This window comes from Nitrospira sp. CMX1, assembly GCF_054902215.1.
Genome location: NZ_JBUBKD010000047.1, coordinates 1 through 18,014, shown reverse-complemented (window position 1 = coordinate 18,014; position 18,014 = coordinate 1). Strand labels below are relative to the sequence as shown.

Genomic DNA, 18,014 nt, shown 5'->3' with positions numbered 1-18,014 from the left:
GGAGCATCTGAGGCTACTTTACGCTGTACCGCATGCGTGTTCCGTGGAGGAGCGACAGCTCAATTTCTGAGGCGCTGAGTTCCGCAGGAAAGAGCACTCCTGAGATCTTGCAGGCATTGATGCTGGCTCCATCCATGTTGGCCTTGCTCAGATCGACGCCGCGCAAGTCGGATTGCCGAAAATAGCAATCTCTGAAATCCAGTCCATCGGCATCAAGCCCTCGAAGATCAAGCCCCCGTAGGTCGCATCCTCGGAGATCGCATTTGTCCCCCGCGGCTTTCTTGATATTGAATTCCTTAATGCAGCCTTCGCGGAGCATCAAGTACATTGGGTCTTTGGAAATGCGGAGCTTGGTGCGTGCGGAGTCCGAGTCCATGGTCCTACTCCATCAAGGGTACTCAGGAGTCATATCGGTTGGGAGCCAAGAAACTTGAGTGTGGGACTGGACCTGGTGCCGCAAGTAGGACAGTCGCGGTTAAGAAGGGCGTCGGCGCCCTCTCGCTGCCCCTTGAACTCGTCCATTACGACACAGTATGGTAACGAGACACGGTCGGGTGAGGCTCTATTTCATGACGATACGATTTTAAGGAGGTGTCATTATGGCGATTCGATTGGGCGATGATGCGCCGAACTTTACGGCGGAGACGACAGAGGGCACGATTAACTTTCACGAATGGCTGGGGAATGGGTGGGGTATTCTGTTTTCCCACCCCAAGGATTATACACCAGTCTGCACGACGGAGTTGGGTACGGTTGCCAAAATCTCTCCGGAATTCAAAAAGCGAGGGGTGAAGGTGATTGCGGTTAGTGTAGATCCAATGGATTCTCACAAAGGATGGATCAATGATATCAATGAGACTCAGAAGACGACGATGAACTATCCCATCATCGCCGATCCTGATAAAAAGGTCGCCACGCTCTATGACATGATTCATCCAAATGCGATCGACAATATGACGGTGCGGTCGGTCTTTATCATTGGCCCGGATAAGAAGGTGAAGCTGACACTGACGTATCCGGCTTCCTGTGGGCGGAACTTCGATGAATTGTTGCGGGTTATTGATTCACTCCAACTTACATCGAAATACAAGGTAGCTACACCGGCAAACTGGAAAGATGGTGAAGATTGCATCATTACCCCCGCAGTCGGTGATGCAGAAGCGCAACAGTTGTTTCCTAAAGGATTCACGACGGTGAAACCGTACCTCCGCTACACCCCTCAACCGAACCGATAGACTCTTGCCAGTCTACGTAGAGAAAGCCAGGCAGAGGATAATGAGCATCTTCTGCTTGGCTCTTATTTATCAGCATGTTACATGACAAGTCCGCTCTGTAAGAGACAGAAATCTCACCGCCGCCGCTCTCCTATTTCCATCGAACCGTAGACATCTTCACGTATGAATAATCTGAGGTACGAGGATTGCTCTACACGGAGCGGGACCTTCTGGCGTTACTGCCGTGGTCACGTGGCTCCGTGGACTAAACGAGTTGAAGCCTCTTTCATATGTGGAGCGTAATTGAGCTGTGTGGTGACCAGGGTCACACTTGTTCGTTTTCTCTATGTGCTTGGACAAGCAGAATTACTGATGTATAGTCGACACAGCTGAGCTACATACGAAAAGTTTCTTGCTTTGTTTCGATGACTTAGGCATATTCGGCGCCAACTTCCTAGGGGCAAAAGTTTCTACTTAATCGTTGTAGGTGGGCAGTGGTGGTTTCTTATTACTCACAAGGGAGGGCATCAGTATGAAGGGACATAATGTGAGGCGGTGGAAACAATTTGTAGTTGCTGGAGCCATGGTGGCACTGGTGGCTGGAATGGGATCCACGTTGCCCAGTGCCTTTGCTGGTGGCACGATCAAGGCCGATGAAGATAAGTGGATCTCGATCGGGATGGGTATCAGAACGAGTTTCAATTCCATAGAAAACGGAGCAGCCAACGGGACGCACTATAGCAATGAGTTTACGATCAACAATGCTCGTATCTACATCAATGGGCAGCTCCACAAGTACATTAAGTTCGAGTTTAATACAGACTGCTTCAACTGTGCCGTTCAGGGGGGGGCTGTAGGTGGATTGAATTTCGGAGGCAACTCGTCCATCGGGCTTCTGGACGCGATTGGAAAGTTTGAATTCAATGAGATGGCCAACCTCTGGGTCGGGCGTATGTTGCTGCCGAGTGAGCGTGGTGAGTTGAACGGTCCTTTCTACCATGCCACCTTCGATGGCTTCAGGACGCCGTTCTTTCCAGCAGACTTCAGCGGAAATTTTAATGGAGCGGCTGGGACAGGCGGTGGAGCCGGTCTCTATGGCCGTGATAATGCGGCAACCTTCTGGGGTAAGGTTCACCCAGGCGGCACGCATGTACTGTATGCCCTCGCGGTATCCCAAGGACAACGGAACGGGCCAAACGTTGGCAACAGCTTGATGTATACAGGACGTTTGCAATGGAATCTCTTAAACGATGAGCCGAATCCTGGGTATTACACTGCAGGGACCTACTACGGCACGGCTGGAGATATTATTGCAATCGCCGGGAGCGTTCAGCATCAGAAGGATGGGGCTGGCTCATCCACGGCCGGAACGAGTGACTTTACTGGAGCCTCCGTCGATTTGTTGATCGAGAAGGTTCTCCCGAATAACATGGGTGTGTTTACCTTCAATGGAGAATTCAAGCGCCACTGGGCCAATTACGGACTTGCAGCAACCGGGGCCGCGAACTGTTTTTGTCAATTTAATGGTCATTCATGGACGGTCTACGGTTTGTACCTGATCCCGAACGAAGTCGGTATCGGACGGTTCCAACCTTACGCGCGATTCACCAGCATCGATCCACTGTACAGCTCCATGCGGCAGGAGTGGGAATATGGTGTCAACTACATCATCTCGGGCCACAATGCTCGGATCTCTGCTTATGGCCGGTATGGTGATATTGAAAGCAAGGGCCTGTTTAACTATGGCGCGGGTGCAGCTGGAAACAAGGTCGATTCGTTCCACGTGGCCTTGCAGCTGCAATACTAGTTGCTCTGCGTAAGTTAGACCGGTTTGTTTCAGATAAGGGCCAGAATCCATCACATGGATTCTGGCCCTTGTTTTTCTCTCCTCGCGCTTGAGCCTGCCGTGTAGTTTTGCGTGTATCTGCTAGACGAGCGCTAAACCAGTAGATCTGATCCGTTTCCAAGCTAGAGAAGTGAGAAACCGGTTACAGCTTGATGCTGTTCCAGGAAATCCTTTTTCTACGTCGCGTATGTGCGGATAGATCTGAGCTGGCCGATGTGGAGTGGCCTCTGTGATTAATTGCGTCAGCCATTGGGCTTCTGGAGTCGGGAGTCTAAGAATCTGGTCATTCTGAGGACCTCTGAGGACCAGTCGTGAGTGTTTGCCAAGAGGGTCACTGGTTACGCTCCCACCAAGCCACACCAACCGCCGCTCCATGCGTGTTTCCTCATCGAGTCGTTGGTTCTTGAGCAGGCGTGAGAGCCATTTTGAGGATACTGCAGAGCACGGAACGTCTTCATCGAACCAGAAACGGACATCAAGATCTAGCCCCCGTCGTTCAAGGTAATTGAGGAGTGAGCGTCGAAGCCCTTCGCCGATCCAGCTTGGGGTGTTTCCGCAACGATCAGTATGCTCCAGATCGTTTTCTGCAAAACCTTGGAACGTGGGTCCAAGAACGCGCAGTCCATGTGCCGAAGGGTTAAGCCCTACTGGGCTATGCGCTGTGACGGTGAATCGGTGCCAGAAGGCCGATTGAATCAGATCAGCCGCGATCAACTGACGAATGCGCTCGAGTGAATCGATGGTCTCCTGTACGGTTTCTGATGGACAACCATACATCAGATAGGCATGGATCAGGATGCCTGCTTCTTTGAACCCGGCAGCAACCAGTGCAGTTTGGTCGACGGTAATCCCTTTCTCCATCTGATCCAGCAGACGGTCTGAGGCTGCTTCAAGTCCAGCGGTAACGGCGATGCATCCAGATGCAGCTAGAAGTCGGCAAAGGTCTGGAGAAAAGGCTGGTTCAAACCGGATATTGCCCCACCAGCGGATGGTAATTTGTCGCTCCAAGAGCCCCAGCGCCAGCGCTTTCAGTGCCGCAGGTGGGGCTGCTTCATCCACGAAGTGAAAACCTCGACATCCTGTTTCGGTAATGAGTTGCTCAATTTGCTGAATGAGTCGTTCAGTCGGCGTCATTTCATAGCGACTGATGTAATTCAGTCCCACATCGCAAAATGTGCACTGTTTCCAATAGCACCCGTGTGCCACGGTGAGCTTATTCCAATGGCCCTCCGACCACAGTCGATGCATGGGGTTGGTACTATCGAGAATGGTCAGATAGCGATCCAGATTCAGACCTCGGTAGGTCGGACACCCGATTTCATCCATCGAGAAATCAGTCAGCCTTGGATCGTCGATATACACCACATGATCTCGCTCGCGATAGATCGTTCGGCACAGTGCTCCGCGGGGGCGCAGTCCCAAGAGATGTTCAATCAATGACAAGAGGGGCCGTTCACCGTTGTCGAGTGTAATAAAGTCCACATAGTCAAAGACTCGGGGATCGGAGACACGGCGCAGTTCGGTGTTCACGTAGCCACCGCCGATGACGACGGGGAGGTCTGGACAGTGCTGTTTGATCGATTGTGCGATGAGGAAGGCCCCGTAGAGATTGCCAGGAAATGGGATGGACAGGCCAATGAGTGTCGGTTGGGTTCGTTGAACGTGATTCCAGAAGAGGTCCAGCAGCCACTCATCGATCAGGCTCCGTGTGTCTGCAAGCGCACCAACGATTTGATCAAATGATGACGCGCTGCGCCCAATATGCTCTGCATACCGACTCAAGGCGAAGTGCGGAGTAATGGTAGCCTGTACGAGATCAGCGAGGTCTTCCAAGAAGAAGGTTCCCCATTGCTTGGCACGATCGGAGGTGGAAACCGAGCGAGCGAATGTCCGCCGACCTCGGAATCGTGGTCCCTGAGGTAAAACTCCGGGTTGAATCAAGCGAGCCGCGAGATCGGGAGTGTGGCCTTGCATGAAACTGATGACAGGTCCGATCATCTCGAGGTAGTGATGTTCGGACTTCATCATTCGGAGAGCTTCCTTTGGAAGGGAGTCCGAGTTGTTGTGGAGTTGCTTGAAGACGGATCGTAGCCCCTCCGGACTAAAGAGGCGAAGCACCATTTCAATGCCGAGGTCAGCCTGGTCTGCCTGGATACCGCGTGATTGAAGAAAGCCGGTCAGATAGGTGATGGATGGATAGGGGGTATTCAGCTGGGTTAAGGGCGGTATGACCAACAATACACGTTGGGAAGTCATGAGCCGGACATAGCACAGTGATGGAGAAGAATGCTATGCCCAGGAAAAGATAACCGGCAGAAGACTCGTTGTGGAACGGTTTGTCGCAGATCGATGCTGCAACGCCATTCGAAAGGAAGAGAGCAACCTGGCACTATTTTTTGAGGTCTAGAATGCTGCCGAGTAAGGAGTTGCCAGTCTTGATGGTCTGAAGATTCGCTTCAAAGCTTCGTTGAGCCACAATCTGTTGGATGGTCTCCTCACCAAGGTCGACATTGGAGAGCTCAACTGGAAATTGATTTCCGCCAGTATCCCGTAGAACTGTTGGACCTGAGGCATCATCTTTCTTTACAACGGGGAGAACACCTCCGGTTTGAGCTTCGACAAACTCTGTTCTGGATTTCTTAAAACCATCGGTATTGAGGTTGGCGACATTGTGCGCCACGACTTCAATCTGTTTCCCAAAGGCAGCCAGGCCAGAGAGTGCGGTGTGTATGGCGGATATCATAGATACCTCCCATGGAGATTCTAGTATGCCCACTCGTGTGTCTTATCGGATGGTGCGAGGAGAACTTGAACGGAAGCAGAGAGTCGAAAAGTAATCTAAATCAACCGGTAGTAATGAGCACGTTGGTCCCAAGATGGCATCTATTGGAACTTTAGGAGGCTCTTGCTTCTGCCGATAGAATGGAGGTTCAAGGGTATCTCTCTCGTGGCCATGACTCATTCCATGAACAGCGCGACTTCCGACTCAGGGAATCGACCACCGGACTTCCCGATGGGAGATGATGCCTGCTTCCTTCTAGAAGCCGTCCCTGAGGCCATCTTTTTCTTAGATTGCGATAATCGCATTCGGTTTGTAAATGCTGCGGCCCAGCAATTGGTTGGACCAACACACAAGATGATCGGGATCGGGTTTCATGATCTGATGGGGTGTGTGACATTGGAGGAGGGGAACACAACCCAATGTCCGCTTACTCGAATGAGGAATACGGGCGAGTTTGTTGTGATTCCTTCTCATATATGGACTCGCGAAGATGAGACTCAACTCGAGTTATCACTTTCGTTCTGGCCTCGCTCCCAGCACGGTGTATGGGTCGGGGGTGTCGTGATCGTCCGTGACCTGACGGACGCGATGGAAGTTCAGCGAGATGTGCATCGTGCTGCGAGGCTGGCAGAGGATGCACCCAATCCCATTGTGGAGTTTGATGCGACGGGTGCCATGCTGTATGCCAACACGGGCATGTTAAATTTGATGGGACAGTGTGGACTGCTTGAAGCCGGGATTGAGGGCATGTTTCCGGACAATCTCTCGACGATGCTCCGCGAGTGTCTCGCCACCGATGCGTCATTATCAATGGTGGAACATGTTGTGTCGGACCGGGTGATTGCCTGGTCGTTCTTTCCCTTGAGAGAGCTGGACCTCATCCGTGCCTATGGGCTGGATATTACCTCGGACGTCGCGTTGCGCCGTGCGAAGGAAGCCGCGGAAGAGTCGGCCCGGGCGAAGGGGATTTTTCTCGCGACCATGAGTCATGAGCTCAGGACCCCCATGAATGGTGTGTTGGGATGTACGGAGCTCCTGAAAGACACTTCGTTAAGCGACCAGCAACGGGAATTGATCGAGACAATGCATCGATCTGCGGAAGCCTTGTTGACTTTGGTGAACGATATTCTGGATTTTTCAAAAATTGAGGCCGGTAAGATGACGTTGGAGGTGGCCAATGTCAACCTGCGAGCGCTCATTCGGGATGTCACGACATTGACGGAAGGGTTGGCTGCGCATAAAGGTTTGACTATCGGCGTAGATATCCATGCAGATGTTCCCGAGGAGTTTCGAGGTGATCCAATCAGGTTGAGACAGATCCTCTTCAATCTCGTTGGGAACGCAATCAAGTTCACAAAACAGGGGGGAGTCACGATTGCTGTTGCCGTGAAGCCCAGGGTGTCAGAGAACGCAGACACGGTCGTCTTGCAATGGAGCGTGCGTGATACGGGGATCGGGTTAACTCCGGAACAACAGGCTCAGCTGTTCAAAGCCTATGCACAGGCTGAGGCGTCAACTGCACGGCGGTTCGGTGGGACCGGACTGGGCCTCATGATTTGTCGCCAGCTGGTCGAGTTGATGGGAGGAACAATCTCCGTCGTCAGTCAGTACGGTGAGGGGAGCACGTTCAGCTATACCACGAATCTTCTTCCAGCGATTCATCGGGAAGCCGACACTGCTCCATTAGGAACGGATCCATCCAATTCAGGCGAACAGGGGATTCCGAAACGAGTGTTAGTCGCTGATGATAACGAAATCAATCAAGTTGTGGCTTGCAAGTTCTTGCAAAAGCTGGGTTGCCAGGTTGAAGTGGCTCGCACGGGGCGCGAAGCGGTGGAGGCGATTAGCCGAACAACATACGATATTGTATTGATGGATTGTGAGATGCCGGAAATGGATGGGTACGAAGCAACCCGTGAAATTCGTTGTCGTGAAGAAGGGGCGGTCAATCATCTTCCGATCATGGCGCTCACCGGTCATGCATCCGAAGAGGATGCGGAGAAGTGTCGTCAGGCTGGTATGGACAAAGTAATAATCAAGCCACTCACGTTGCCCGCTCTTCGGGCAGGTCTTGAAGAATTGCTACGACAGCCTTCCTCATAATTCCCTGGCATAGGAACCTCTCTGTGACGAGTGGAATGAGGTAGATTCTGCCTCGCTACTGCTGTACAGTGGCGTCCATGGTTGCGCATTCTACATCCGATCGCGTTCTGCTCTATAGTGACTTCAACTGTCCGTTCTGTTATGCACTGCATGAGCGGCTGCATGAGATGGGATTGCTTGAGTCCTGCGAATGGCGAGGTGTTCAACATGCCCCGCATCTTCCGAGGCCGATGAAACCGTGGCAGGGATCGTTGGGAGCCGAGTTGAAGCATGAAGTGGCGGTTGTCCAGCGATTGGCACCAGGTCTTCCTATTAACTTGCCCAGTGGGAAACCGAATACGCTGCCGGCTATAGCATTCGCGATTGGGCTTTTACACAAAGATCAGCTTGCTGGCATGGAGTTTGTTCACCGAATCTATCGAGCATTCTGGTGTGAAGGGCAAGACATTTCCGATCCAATGGTCCTGAAGCAGCTGGCTGGGGTACAGTCAGTTGAGGATGTGGATGGTCAGAACCAGGTGGTTGCTCAGAGGTGGGAGACGGCTTGGCACGCGACCGGTCAAAATGGGGTTCCCCTCCTTGTCTCTCCGGATGGCGATGTGCTCGTTGGCTGTGTGCCAGTCGAACAAGTAAGACATTTCTTTGCAAGTCTTCAGAAAAGCTGAACGAGATCCAGTCATTGTCAGCTATTCCCGCTGTCCTCCTTCAACTCAGTCATGTTCTCCTTGACTCCATGCTTATGCGATCCCTCCGACTTGTTTCCAGAGCCGGGGATGGGCATCAGCCACGCGTTGATGAGGATCTAAGCCGGTCAACGAACGTCAACTCGGCAATTACAGATTTGTCGAGCTCACCTTTCCCCAGTGCGATTAATCGTCGGTATTGAGCAAGGGTCGCCTGGGCGACAGGAAGCGAGAGTCCTGCTTGTTGGGCCAGATCGAGTGCGATGGCAGAATCTTTCGCCGCATGGGCTGCGGAGAAGTAGCATTCGTGCGCTCGTTGCTGCATGTCTTCTCCATCCGTTTCCAAGACTCGTGAAGCAGCACCTGTCTGACCGAACACTTCGCGCAGGAGGGTGAGGTCGATCCCAAGCGCTGCTCCGAGCCCCAGTCCTTCCGCCAATGCTGCGGTGTTACTATTCATGACCATATTCACCAGGGCCTTGACCTTCGCTGCTTCGCCGGTTCGACCTATGTATCGCACGGTCGTTCCAAGGGCGTCGAGAACGACCTTCGCTCGAGTGTAGGCTTCAGGACTGCCACCGCACATGAGGTATAAGGTGCCTTGCCTGGCCTGGGTGATACTTCCTGCCATACAGGCTTCAAGACATACGCCTCCCTGCGCCGTGACCAATTGTTCAATGTCGCGATGAACGTCTGGTGAGAGAGTCGCGCAATTAACAAAGAGTCGGTCTCGAGATTTACCCGCGAAGCTCGTTTGATCGTGCGCAGAGAAGATCGTACGCATTGCGGTATCATCGGACACTACCGTGATGATGACGGATGACCGGTCAGCAACCTCAGCCGGTGTGTGTGCCGGGTAGACACAGAGTTCATTAGCCAAGTCGGCAGCGGCTGCGGAATGAAGATCATAGACCGATGTCAGGTGAAAGCCACGTTCGTGGAGGCGACGGGCCATGTTGGCGCCCATACGGCCGATCCCGACGAATCCAATGTGGTCAGGTCGTTCAGTCATACGAGGTCAGTCCGGCATGAGAGATCGTTGCGCTTGCTAGAGTTGACGGGTTTCTGTGGATTGCGGTTGTTGTAGTTTGTTCCATTTGAGGTTGGTTTTTCCATCTGTCGTGGTAAACCCATGATCGTTGAAGGCAATCACGCTCACACGTTGTTGCTTTTTCTGTACCGGCTGTAGCTGAGGAAGGCCGTCCTTCGTTTGCACTGTTCCCTTAAGACTATCTACAATCAACAAATCCGTCGCAGCCGATGGTTGAATGGCCCACACGAAGGTGGCGGGGCCGCCGGCATAGGTGCCGGAACCTTCCCATTGTCCGACTAGGTCAGGGTCAACCGTCTTCAATTGGAAGACCGGGACGCTGGTTGCTTCGCGTCGGAGGTTCCAGAGTTCAGCAGGAATGCGGGAAGGGTTTTGATCGGTCATGAGCCTTTTCCAGTTGGCTTGAACGCTCCCGCTTGTGGCGAATGCATTCGGCGCGGTGATTCGATAGGTCCCTTTCCATCCAAGTCCTCTGAATGTGTTCGCTCGTTCCAGAGACCACAAGCCTGATTCAGCATTCAAGATGCCGTCGAACTCCATCATCGAGGAGAGGGACCATTCCAAGTTCGGTTTGATGACCAGGAGGAGATCATGCTGTGTCGTTCCACGTGAGACGCGCGTATGCCAGGTCCCGATTAGATTGCTTGGATCAATAGACGTGGACTTCTTGGGTCCGTCCTGAATGAGGTCAGGAGCAGGATGTGTGCGTGTAAGCGTCACGGGAGCTATGCGTGAACCAGCGTCGTGCGGTGACTCCTGTTCGGTGATAGGGCCGGATGGTGTGGAAGGGATGGTTGCGGTTAAGGGAGCGCCATATCGTTCGGCAACGGTCCGACTTAATTGGGTGACGGCGTCAGCGAGATGCTTCTGTTTGGTTGAGGCGACGATGACGGTGACGAGCTCCTCCTCGTGGAGAAAGGTCAGACGAGAAAGCGAGGCCGTGTCGACTCTGACGGCTCCCTCGCCAATCCCTGGGATCAGTCGACTATCGCGCCGAAGACGCTCCTTATTGAACCAGGCTCGTCGGTCCTGACCGGAGGTGTCATGAAGTTGAACCGTGACGGTATTGTCTTCGCTGCGGTGAGCTTTGAAAAGACAGGTCTTTGGTTCAGTCGGTGTCCCTTCCGCTACTGACTCCCCAAGCGCCTGTTGAGCATCAGCCACGGTGATCAACGAGCAGGGGTCGGTGTTCGACCCAAACAGACTTCCGACCTTTCCACATGAAAGGAGGAGGAGGGGAAGAAGAAGGCACGTGTAAAATCGTAGGGGGAGGAACATTACACCATGTACTCGGTCATTCCTGGGGAGGAATTGTACCGCGAACCGGATCATAAGCGCCAGAGGGGGAACGGGGATTGTGGAACGTCCCCTATGCGACCTACGTAGGGTCTGTTCACAGGCGCGGAACGTGCGGGAGCCCAACACATTCAATCTGCCACGAATTTCAGAGCCGCTCCGTTGATACAGTAGCGGAGACCCGTGGGTTTGGGGCCATCTTTAAAGACATGACCCTGGTGGCCCTCGCATCGAGCACAGTGGATTTCGGTCCGAGGGATGAAGAGGGTAAAGTCTGTCCGAGTTTCTACGACCCGAGGGTCGATCGGCTGCCAAAAACTCGGCCAGCCGGTCCCACTATCGAACTTATGTGCAGATGAAAACAGCGGGAGCTCGCACCCTGCACAGTAATAGGTGCCAGCCTGGTGATTCTCATGCAAAGGATTGACGAAGGCTCGCTCTGTATCTTCATGGCGTAAGACACGATAGGCCATAGCCGAAAGTTGCCGTTTCCATTCTTCGTCCGTCTTCGTGAGCTTCACGATGGGATCAATCTGTAGTTTTTGGGGCATGATCGGTCTCCTTTGTGTGCAGGCATCACTGCTTCAGAGTCGAGCAGGGTGCCATTATCTTACATGGTCGTCGATATGGTCACGTATAGGGTATTGGTGCTCAAAAAATGGTACGAGGCATGAGTCCGGAATGCAAGTGCCCAACCTGAGGTGTACATGAAATGCGCGTATCGACGGGGGCGAAGCTGATCGACTTGTTTGGTTAGTGATGGGCGGGAATTTTGCGAAGGAGTTTCCTCATGGTATTGACCGATGGATGCGGCTCGGTGAACTCCGGTTGAGTGAGATTGATCTGAATCCCGTAGAGACGGCTGTCCACGTTCGGGACTTGGAACACGGGATACCAGCATTCGTATCGCTGTGCCCAGCAATCGCGATAGGCTAATCGCAAGTAACAGCGGCTCAACAGTTTTGTACGGATCGGAGCATTCGGGCCAAGGACGATCGGGACGGAGTGTTTCTGATAGCCAGGACCTTGGGGGTGAAACGCTTTGACGGAAAAATTGCCATCCCACCCACTGAGCTGCAGGAGAAAATCGTACGCCACTCCAGGCCCTGTATTTTCCAACTCTGGTGTGAATGTGATGGTGTCTTCCGCTTTCAAAGTCGACAAGTTGGTAATGCGGACAGCAGGGAGATGCTGGTGATAGCGTTCCTTAGTTGTCCGACTGAATCGACGTACCCACGCGACGCAGGTGCTTGCGATGATGATGAGGGTAATGACGGAAATGATGAGCATGAGATGGTCCATGATGATCAAGCCGATGGTCTCCGTGATGAAAACGGAGAAACCCTACGCGGCAGAGCGGTGCCTGTCAACAGTTGGTCTGAGGGGTCGGCTGTAGAGCAGAAGGCCGGTTGCGGCAAGCAACTCCCAGGCTGGACGCGGTGTCGACTTAATCAGGTCTGCAACAGGGAATCCCAGTTGGTGAGCATTGTGTGATGATCAGGGACCAGCTACCAGGATGAGAAGGGATACAATTTTTACGGTGGACTTCCGGTATAGCGTTTACATATGGTGAGAGTTCTGTGACGCTTCAATACAGCACTCTCGCACCTGGTTTGAAGGTGAGGTAGTACCAGATCCATTCCGACATGACCCGCACTCGATTTCTGAATCCGATCAGAAAGAAAATATGGACCACGCACCAGAGGAACCAGGCCAGAAACCCTGATGCGTGGATTGGACCAAATTGCGCGACGGCGTGCGCACGCCCGATTGTGGCGAGCATGCCACGGTCGGCATAGACAAATGGCGACCGTTCCGCCGGAGGGAGATGGTGATTGATCAGGGCGGCAACATACCGTCCTTGTTGCATGGCGACCGGTGCCACTCCGGGCAGGGGGCTGCCGTCTCGTCCGAGACAATGGGCGGCATCGCCGATGACGAAGATCCATGGATCGTCAGGGATGGTCAGATCCGATTGAACCTTGATCCGACCAGCAGAATCTTGTGGTGCTGAGAGTGTGTTCAGCAAAGACGATGCTCGATTCCCTGCCGCCCACACAATGTGTGTCGATAGAATCCACTCAGATCCAACCTGCACACCATCGGGGGTGACGGCGGTGACTGGGCTGTTCAGTTTAATCGTCACACCCATATGGGTGAGTGCACCGGCAGCTTTGATTGACAGCGTGCTGTCAAACCCCGGGAGAATGCGTGGGCCTGCTTCCACAAGAATGATCGAGAGATCTTCTGTGCGGAGATGAGGATAATCCGGTCCCATGGCCCTTCTTCCGATCTCGGCCAGCGCACCTGCGAGTTCAACGCCTGTGGGACCTCCCCCGACAATCACGAAGGTCAGATGAGGTGAGGAGCCGCTTGTGGCTCGGTGCCGTTCGGCTTCCTCGAATGCCATCAGCATTTTCTCACGCAGTCGGACAGCATCCGTCATGGTCTTGATTCCTGGTGCATGGGACTCCCACTCATCATGGCCGAAATAGGCATGGCGGGAGCCTGGGGCGACGATCAGGACATCAAACAGGACTGGAGGACTCTGTTGCAAGCGAACCACGCGCGTGGTTCGATCGATTGCCACTACGTCGTCCATCATCACCTGGACGTTTCGCTGTCTGCGAAAGACCGTGCGCAACGGCCACGCTATGTCGCCGGGCGACAGCGCTGCTGTGGCGACTTGGTAGAGGAGCGGTTGAAAGAGATGGTGATTGGCCCGGTCGATTAAGGTGACGTGGCTGTCCCCTAGGCCGCGCGCAGCCGATAGGCCGCCGAAACCACCCCCGATAATGACGACGCGTGTACCGGTCATTCTCCTCCGCTCCGCTCGTGTCGTAGTTCAGGAGCAGCGTTACATATCGCTTGGGCTGAGTCAATCGGAGGGCTCACCACGAACCGGTGTGGAGAATGTCATTCGAACGGTAAGAGAAGGAACCTCCTGAAAGAACGATGCCCGAAGTTAGGCCACGCGACGTAAGGGGTTGCGATCTTCTCCGACGGTTGCATCGAGCTGCTTGTTCGACGACTTCTCGTGCCGAACGGCTGATTGCTCAAATAGTAATCGTGCTCTTGGTTTAATAGTGAGGTGGTACCAGGTCCATTCGGACATCGTCTCGCACAGGGTTTCTGATGTCGATGAGGAAGAAGTAGATGACACACCAGAGTCATCATGAGATGAGGCTTGATGTGCGGAAGGGCCCGAGTTGAGCCACGGCTTGGGCCTGACCCTGCCCAAAAAAACAGAGCAAGAAGAATCCCTTGAGCAAGCAAGACAAGCAAGGCAACTGCCTCATTTCCACAGACCGCGTCTCCGCCGAACACGTCATCGCCTGCCTCAAGCGCTTCAAGATCGTTTCCGACCGATACAGAAATCGAAGAAACTGTTTCGGATTCCGCTTCATCCGGATCGTAGTCTGCAATAACAGGGACCTGACGCCATGAGGTTATGCAAGTGGTCTAATGACCACATGTTTGCGAGTCATGGGATGGGCAAGACGGGCAGATGGATCCACCAATGTGTGTCCTCACATGATCCAGGGGGCCTACTTGGGCGGTCTGATGGCGGAGCAGGGGAAACGATGTCCCACAACCAGTCTAGACGTCGTCTCTTTCCTCATCGGTTGGTCTCAACATTTTCTTGAACGCAAGAAGTGGTCCGTCGCCAAACCTTGGCTTCATGGACGATCCTGCTACACTTATCTGGATGGTGTGAAGCAGAGGGTGATGTCTCTGAGAGCGAAGCAAGGAGTCCTTCTTATGGCTATCCATACCTGGTCGCGAAGAGTTGGTACTCTGTGGTGTGCCGCTGCCGGTCTTCTGATCGTAGGATGTGCGAGTAACTACCATACGGCCAATGTGGGCGGTGAGCAGAAGGTCTATCGCGTGGATCACCAGGGTGGCAAGACGCTCGTGTATGAGACCGATGTGCAGGGAAGGATCACGATCTATGATCCTGAAGATCCGATGGCCAAGCGACAAGCTGCCGCGCAAGAGGTCGCCATGAAGAAAGCCGAAGGGCTTGATCCTGCGAGCTCCGCAGGGAAGCGACAACCAAAAGAACCGATCTATGTGGATCTCGCACCGGCTGAGTTGGATGAACAGATGCAGAAGGCCGAACGAGCCAAGGGAGCGGTGGCAGACCAGATTCGAAGCGAGTTTGTCGCGGATCCGATCATTAAACTCGTCGAACGGAACCAGGAACGGTCAGGATTATTGAAGCCTCATCTTTCGGCTGGGGTGGATGTCGAGGTGGCGCCGAAGGTGTCGTTGAAGGAGGCCTATGGGATCGATCGGAAAACCGGGAAACCTGCCAAAATATTGGCAGTGGTGTTTGAAGCCACGATTACCTCACAGGCACCACCTGCAACGTATAAAGTCTCCGAGTCCGGTTATGCCCAGCGGAACCTCGAAGTCTCCAAGCGATTCGCCAAACAGGTGAAACAAGTGATCCTGGAGAAGATCGGTCCAAACATCCCGGTGCACTAGCAGGCCTTACCGCCTCCACGACGAGACGATTATCCTGTCGGTTCGCTGTCGAGCTTGTGTGCCTTGCGCCCTCCTCCAGTCAGCGGATGTTCCGGGACCTGCCCCGCTACCATCCATTGAGCCATATCTGCGGCACGGGTCACCAGTTGTTCCGCGGCCTCGCGCAACTCACGGCTATTCTGTACTTCACAGACATTCCGCTCCATATCCTCAGCACTCCAGCCGCGTGAGTGGGCGATAAAGGGGAACTGTGGAAATTGGCAACCGACCTCGGCCCAGAAGGTCATCAACTGTCCCGCCACGCCCTGTACATTGTCTTGACCACCCATAATGATAAAGGCCGCCACCTTGTTCTTGAGTAGATGCTTATTCGCAATGGTTTCTTGATTCTGGATGCAGTTCATCCGTTCGACCATCTTAAAATAGAGACTGCTGGCATTGCCCCATCGAATCGGCGTCGAGAGGAGAATCACATCCGCCCAATGCACGATCGCTTCGTACACACGATCCAATTGATCGGTGGGATCCATTTGCGTAATGGAGCAGGGCCAGGTACAGGCCTGCGCGGCTTTGGAGTAGAAGCCTTCACAGGCACGAAAGTTCAGATCTCGCAGCTTGATGGATCGTGTCTCCAGCCGCAGCGTGATGCGTGCATAATCCAATGCGATATCGAGTAACGCGTCGGATGTACTGTAGCGGGGATGGCCTGCCGTCATGGCTGTGGTGGAAATCCCGACGACGCGCACCGGGCCTGTCTGGCGAACGATGGGGCGAGCGAGTGGATGAGGTTGGTGTGCTTGCTTGGTACGTTTCGTGGTAGAGGACAGGTCAATGTACAGCCGACCATTCTCAATCTTGGTCGCATAGACCGGCACGCAATCCTGTTCATAGCCTGCTTCTCCTTGTCCGGTTTCACTATGAAATTTCCAGTAGTGCCAAGGACAGACGACATAGTCCCCGTCGAGAGTGCCCTTGCCCAGTGGCCCGCCCACGTGATTGCAGACACCGGAGATGGCAGAAAATTTTCCGTTTGTATACGTGAGGGCGATGCGTGTCTTCCCACACACGACTTCTCGTAGCGACGTCTGCTTGAGCTCTTCGACCAATCCGATATCCGTCCACTGAGTGTCAGGCATGGGAGACTCCTTGGGCTCATTCTGTTCGACTATTCATCGTAGTTCGGAAAGCTGTGTGAGCAGAGGCTACGACCAAGGCGCGCATGAGTCAAGCTTCAGACGCCGGAGCAGGTGGTGAGACAGATCATGGAGGCACTCACCTGTGCGATGAAGCGTATGTGAAGCCATTTGATCATTCGTGTCATAATGCCGACCATTCACAGGGGGAGGCTTATGGCAAAGCAACAGCCCACCGACTCTCGAATCTCTATCGCGGATACGGCGGCTGGGCTGCGCGTCATCATGCCTTGTCGCCGTAGCGTATTCGTGATTGCCTTCTTGGCGTTCTGGCTCTGTGGGTGGGTCGTTGCTGAAGTGATGGTTGCAAAGCAGTTTCTGACGGGGGATAGCCCACCTGAGGGCGAACTGTTCATGCTGGCCTGGTTCGGGGTTTGGACTATCGGTGGAGTGGTCGCGATTTATGCGTGGCTGTGGCAGATGATGGGAAAAGAGACTCTCACCGTGCGCGGACAGGCGTTCACCATTCGACGCGATATCGGAGGATTTGGGTTTGATAAAGAGTACAGCCTCATCCAGATGCGGGATCTTCGCACTGAGCCAGTTGGAACGAGTCCGGTGGAGTTCTCATCCAGTTTCCAGTTATGGGGAGTCGGCGGGGGAGTAATCGCATTCAACCATAGGGAGAGAATGTATCGATTCGGCGCAGGGCTTGATGAGGCAGAAGCCATACAGGTCGTAACGGCCATTAAGAAGCGATTCCGAATTCCGGAGAGCTCGCCTCCAAAGGCATTTTCGAAGCCGGTCGCTCATGGCGAAATGGATGTCCATTCCGGTTTCTAAACTGTGTAGACCTCAAAGATTCGGTAAGGGCTAGGTTTTGAGTTATTGAAGTGTCTCTCCTCGATCTGCCGCTTTATTACGCCACAATCAGGGAGTAGACAGAATGCATGGGTATGAAACTTGGTCGCGAGGGCGTTGCACGAAAGCGTGAGCGTTCAGGCTCAGTTGTGGCCATTTCAATGCCAGTGCTAGACCCTCGCGCAGGTAGCCTTCCACTGAGACCCCGTTCCAGGGGCATGGATGATGGCGCAAGCAGACCTCGAAGAAGCTCTCCGCCGCAGCGAAGAATTCTCAACGCGTCTCATTGAAAGTAGTCGCGACTGCATCAAGGTGCTGGATCTGGAGGGGCGTCTCCTTTCCATGAATGCTCACGGGATGAGGGCACTGGAGGTCTGTGACTTCGCCCAGCTCGTTGGCTCAGCCTGGGTGGAATTTTGGCATGGTGATGATCAGAAACAGGCAAAGGCTGCCATTGCGCAAGCCCGTCAGGGCACGGTTGGGCACTTCACCGGGTTTTCCCCCAGGACGCAACCACAGATGCCTAAATGGTGGGATGTCTCTGTGACCCCCAT

General features: G+C 53.7%; 16 protein-coding genes and 1 pseudogene. 8 read left to right on the top strand and 9 right to left on the bottom strand.

From position 1 onward, the window contains the following. Positions 1–13 precede the first annotated feature (13 nt). Positions 14–376, bottom strand: coding sequence for a pentapeptide repeat-containing protein (locus ACYX34_RS12735; protein ID WP_462076945.1), 363 nt, complete (start codon positions 374–376; stop codon positions 14–16). Between the two features lie 223 nt (positions 377–599). Here ACYX34_RS12735 and ACYX34_RS12730 point away from each other — a divergent pair, with 223 nt between their 5' ends. Next, positions 600–1,235, top strand: coding sequence for a peroxiredoxin (locus ACYX34_RS12730; RefSeq protein ID WP_462076944.1), 636 nt, complete (start codon positions 600–602; stop codon positions 1,233–1,235). Positions 1,236–1,746: 511 nt separating this feature from the next. Beyond that, the gene (locus ACYX34_RS12725; protein ID WP_462076943.1) at positions 1,747–3,021 is read left to right on the top strand and encodes a hypothetical protein; all 1,275 of its coding nucleotides are present in this window, start codon (positions 1,747–1,749) and stop codon (positions 3,019–3,021) included. 120 nt (positions 3,022–3,141) lie between these two features. Here ACYX34_RS12725 and ACYX34_RS12720 read toward each other — a convergent pair whose 3' ends face one another. Together ACYX34_RS12720 and ACYX34_RS12715 are read right to left on the bottom strand one after the other, a co-directional pair. Further along, positions 3,142–5,316, bottom strand: a complete 2,175-nt coding sequence (locus tag ACYX34_RS12720; protein WP_462076942.1) for a B12-binding domain-containing radical SAM protein — start codon at positions 5,314–5,316, stop codon at positions 3,142–3,144. A gap of 133 nt (positions 5,317–5,449) precedes the next feature. Then, positions 5,450–5,803, bottom strand: a complete 354-nt coding sequence (locus tag ACYX34_RS12715; protein ID WP_462076941.1) for a flagellar basal body rod protein FlgC — start codon at positions 5,801–5,803, stop codon at positions 5,450–5,452. A 210-nt stretch (positions 5,804–6,013) separates the two neighbouring features. Here ACYX34_RS12715 and ACYX34_RS12710 point away from each other — a divergent pair, with 210 nt between their 5' ends. Beyond that, positions 6,014–7,945: an ATP-binding protein gene (locus ACYX34_RS12710; protein ID WP_462076940.1), complete on the top strand. Its 1,932-nt coding sequence runs from the start codon at positions 6,014–6,016 to the stop codon at positions 7,943–7,945. Between the two features lie 77 nt (positions 7,946–8,022). Continuing rightward, positions 8,023–8,610: a DsbA family oxidoreductase gene (locus ACYX34_RS12705; protein ID WP_462076939.1), complete on the top strand. Its 588-nt coding sequence runs from the start codon at positions 8,023–8,025 to the stop codon at positions 8,608–8,610. A gap of 115 nt (positions 8,611–8,725) precedes the next feature. Here the strand turns inward: ACYX34_RS12705 and ACYX34_RS12700 are convergent, their stop codons facing one another. The 5 genes from ACYX34_RS12700 to ACYX34_RS12680 form a co-directional block, all read right to left on the bottom strand. Then, positions 8,726–9,640 (bottom strand): NAD(P)-dependent oxidoreductase, encoded by a 915-nt coding sequence (locus ACYX34_RS12700; RefSeq protein ID WP_462076938.1) that lies wholly within the window; start codon positions 9,638–9,640, stop codon positions 8,726–8,728. Between the two features lie 36 nt (positions 9,641–9,676). After that, complete coding sequence (locus tag ACYX34_RS12695; protein WP_462076937.1) at positions 9,677–10,843, bottom strand: hypothetical protein; 1,167 nt, start codon at positions 10,841–10,843, stop codon at positions 9,677–9,679. 263 nt (positions 10,844–11,106) lie between these two features. Then, positions 11,107–11,526: a peptide-methionine (R)-S-oxide reductase MsrB gene (gene msrB, locus ACYX34_RS12690; RefSeq protein ID WP_462076936.1), complete on the bottom strand. Its 420-nt coding sequence runs from the start codon at positions 11,524–11,526 to the stop codon at positions 11,107–11,109. A gap of 202 nt (positions 11,527–11,728) precedes the next feature. Continuing rightward, entirely contained in the window at positions 11,729–12,277 is a 549-nt protein-coding gene (locus tag ACYX34_RS12685) for a hypothetical protein (protein WP_462076935.1), read from the bottom strand. A gap of 286 nt (positions 12,278–12,563) precedes the next feature. After that, complete coding sequence (locus tag ACYX34_RS12680) at positions 12,564–13,793, bottom strand: NAD(P)/FAD-dependent oxidoreductase (RefSeq protein ID WP_462076934.1); 1,230 nt, start codon at positions 13,791–13,793, stop codon at positions 12,564–12,566. A gap of 428 nt (positions 13,794–14,221) precedes the next feature. Between ACYX34_RS12680 and ACYX34_RS12675 the strand changes: the two are divergent. Both ACYX34_RS12675 and ACYX34_RS12670 read left to right on the top strand, forming a co-directional pair. Then, positions 14,222–14,422: pseudogene (locus tag ACYX34_RS12675) on the top strand (transposase family protein); the annotation flags it as partial. Positions 14,423–14,737: 315 nt separating this feature from the next. Beyond that, on the top strand, positions 14,738–15,466 hold the full coding sequence (locus ACYX34_RS12670; RefSeq protein WP_462076933.1) for a hypothetical protein: 729 nt from the start codon (positions 14,738–14,740) through the stop codon (positions 15,464–15,466). Positions 15,467–15,495: 29 nt separating this feature from the next. On the opposite strand, the gene ACYX34_RS12665 is transcribed toward ACYX34_RS12670, so the two are convergent. Then, positions 15,496–16,602, bottom strand: coding sequence for a Rieske 2Fe-2S domain-containing protein (locus ACYX34_RS12665; protein ID WP_462076932.1), 1,107 nt, complete (start codon positions 16,600–16,602; stop codon positions 15,496–15,498). Positions 16,603–16,815: 213 nt separating this feature from the next. Here ACYX34_RS12665 and ACYX34_RS12660 point away from each other — a divergent pair, with 213 nt between their 5' ends. Then, positions 16,816–17,442: a hypothetical protein gene (locus ACYX34_RS12660; protein ID WP_462076931.1), complete on the top strand. Its 627-nt coding sequence runs from the start codon at positions 16,816–16,818 to the stop codon at positions 17,440–17,442. A gap of 240 nt (positions 17,443–17,682) precedes the next feature. Then, the coding region (locus tag ACYX34_RS12655) for a PAS domain-containing protein (RefSeq protein WP_462076930.1) at positions 17,683–18,014 on the top strand (332 nt) is incomplete at its 3' end.

What these genes read in the sequence shown, in the direction of transcription:
- ACYX34_RS12720 (WP_462076942.1), bottom strand. Translation starts at nt 5,316, where the DNA reads ATGACTTCCCAACGTGTATTGTTGGTCATACCGCCCTTAACCCAGCTG.
- ACYX34_RS12660 (WP_462076931.1), top strand. Translation starts at nt 16,816, where the DNA reads ATGGCAAAGCAACAGCCCACCGACTCTCGAATCTCTATCGCGGATACG.
- ACYX34_RS12685 (WP_462076935.1), bottom strand. Translation starts at nt 12,277, where the DNA reads ATGGACCATCTCATGCTCATCATTTCCGTCATTACCCTCATCATCATC.
- ACYX34_RS12710 (WP_462076940.1), top strand. Translation starts at nt 6,014, where the DNA reads ATGACTCATTCCATGAACAGCGCGACTTCCGACTCAGGGAATCGACCA.
- ACYX34_RS12705 (WP_462076939.1), top strand. Translation starts at nt 8,023, where the DNA reads ATGGTTGCGCATTCTACATCCGATCGCGTTCTGCTCTATAGTGACTTC.
- ACYX34_RS12680 (WP_462076934.1), bottom strand. Translation starts at nt 13,793, where the DNA reads ATGACCGGTACACGCGTCGTCATTATCGGGGGTGGTTTCGGCGGCCTA.
- ACYX34_RS12715 (WP_462076941.1), bottom strand. Translation starts at nt 5,803, where the DNA reads ATGATATCCGCCATACACACCGCACTCTCTGGCCTGGCTGCCTTTGGG.
- ACYX34_RS12735 (WP_462076945.1), bottom strand. Translation starts at nt 376, where the DNA reads ATGGACTCGGACTCCGCACGCACCAAGCTCCGCATTTCCAAAGACCCA.
- msrB (WP_462076936.1), bottom strand. Translation starts at nt 11,526, where the DNA reads ATGCCCCAAAAACTACAGATTGATCCCATCGTGAAGCTCACGAAGACG.
- ACYX34_RS12730 (WP_462076944.1), top strand. Translation starts at nt 600, where the DNA reads ATGGCGATTCGATTGGGCGATGATGCGCCGAACTTTACGGCGGAGACG.
- ACYX34_RS12725 (WP_462076943.1), top strand. Translation starts at nt 1,747, where the DNA reads ATGAAGGGACATAATGTGAGGCGGTGGAAACAATTTGTAGTTGCTGGA.
- ACYX34_RS12665 (WP_462076932.1), bottom strand. Translation starts at nt 16,602, where the DNA reads ATGCCTGACACTCAGTGGACGGATATCGGATTGGTCGAAGAGCTCAAG.
- ACYX34_RS12700 (WP_462076938.1), bottom strand. Translation starts at nt 9,640, where the DNA reads ATGACTGAACGACCTGACCACATTGGATTCGTCGGGATCGGCCGTATG.
- ACYX34_RS12670 (WP_462076933.1), top strand. Translation starts at nt 14,738, where the DNA reads ATGGCTATCCATACCTGGTCGCGAAGAGTTGGTACTCTGTGGTGTGCC.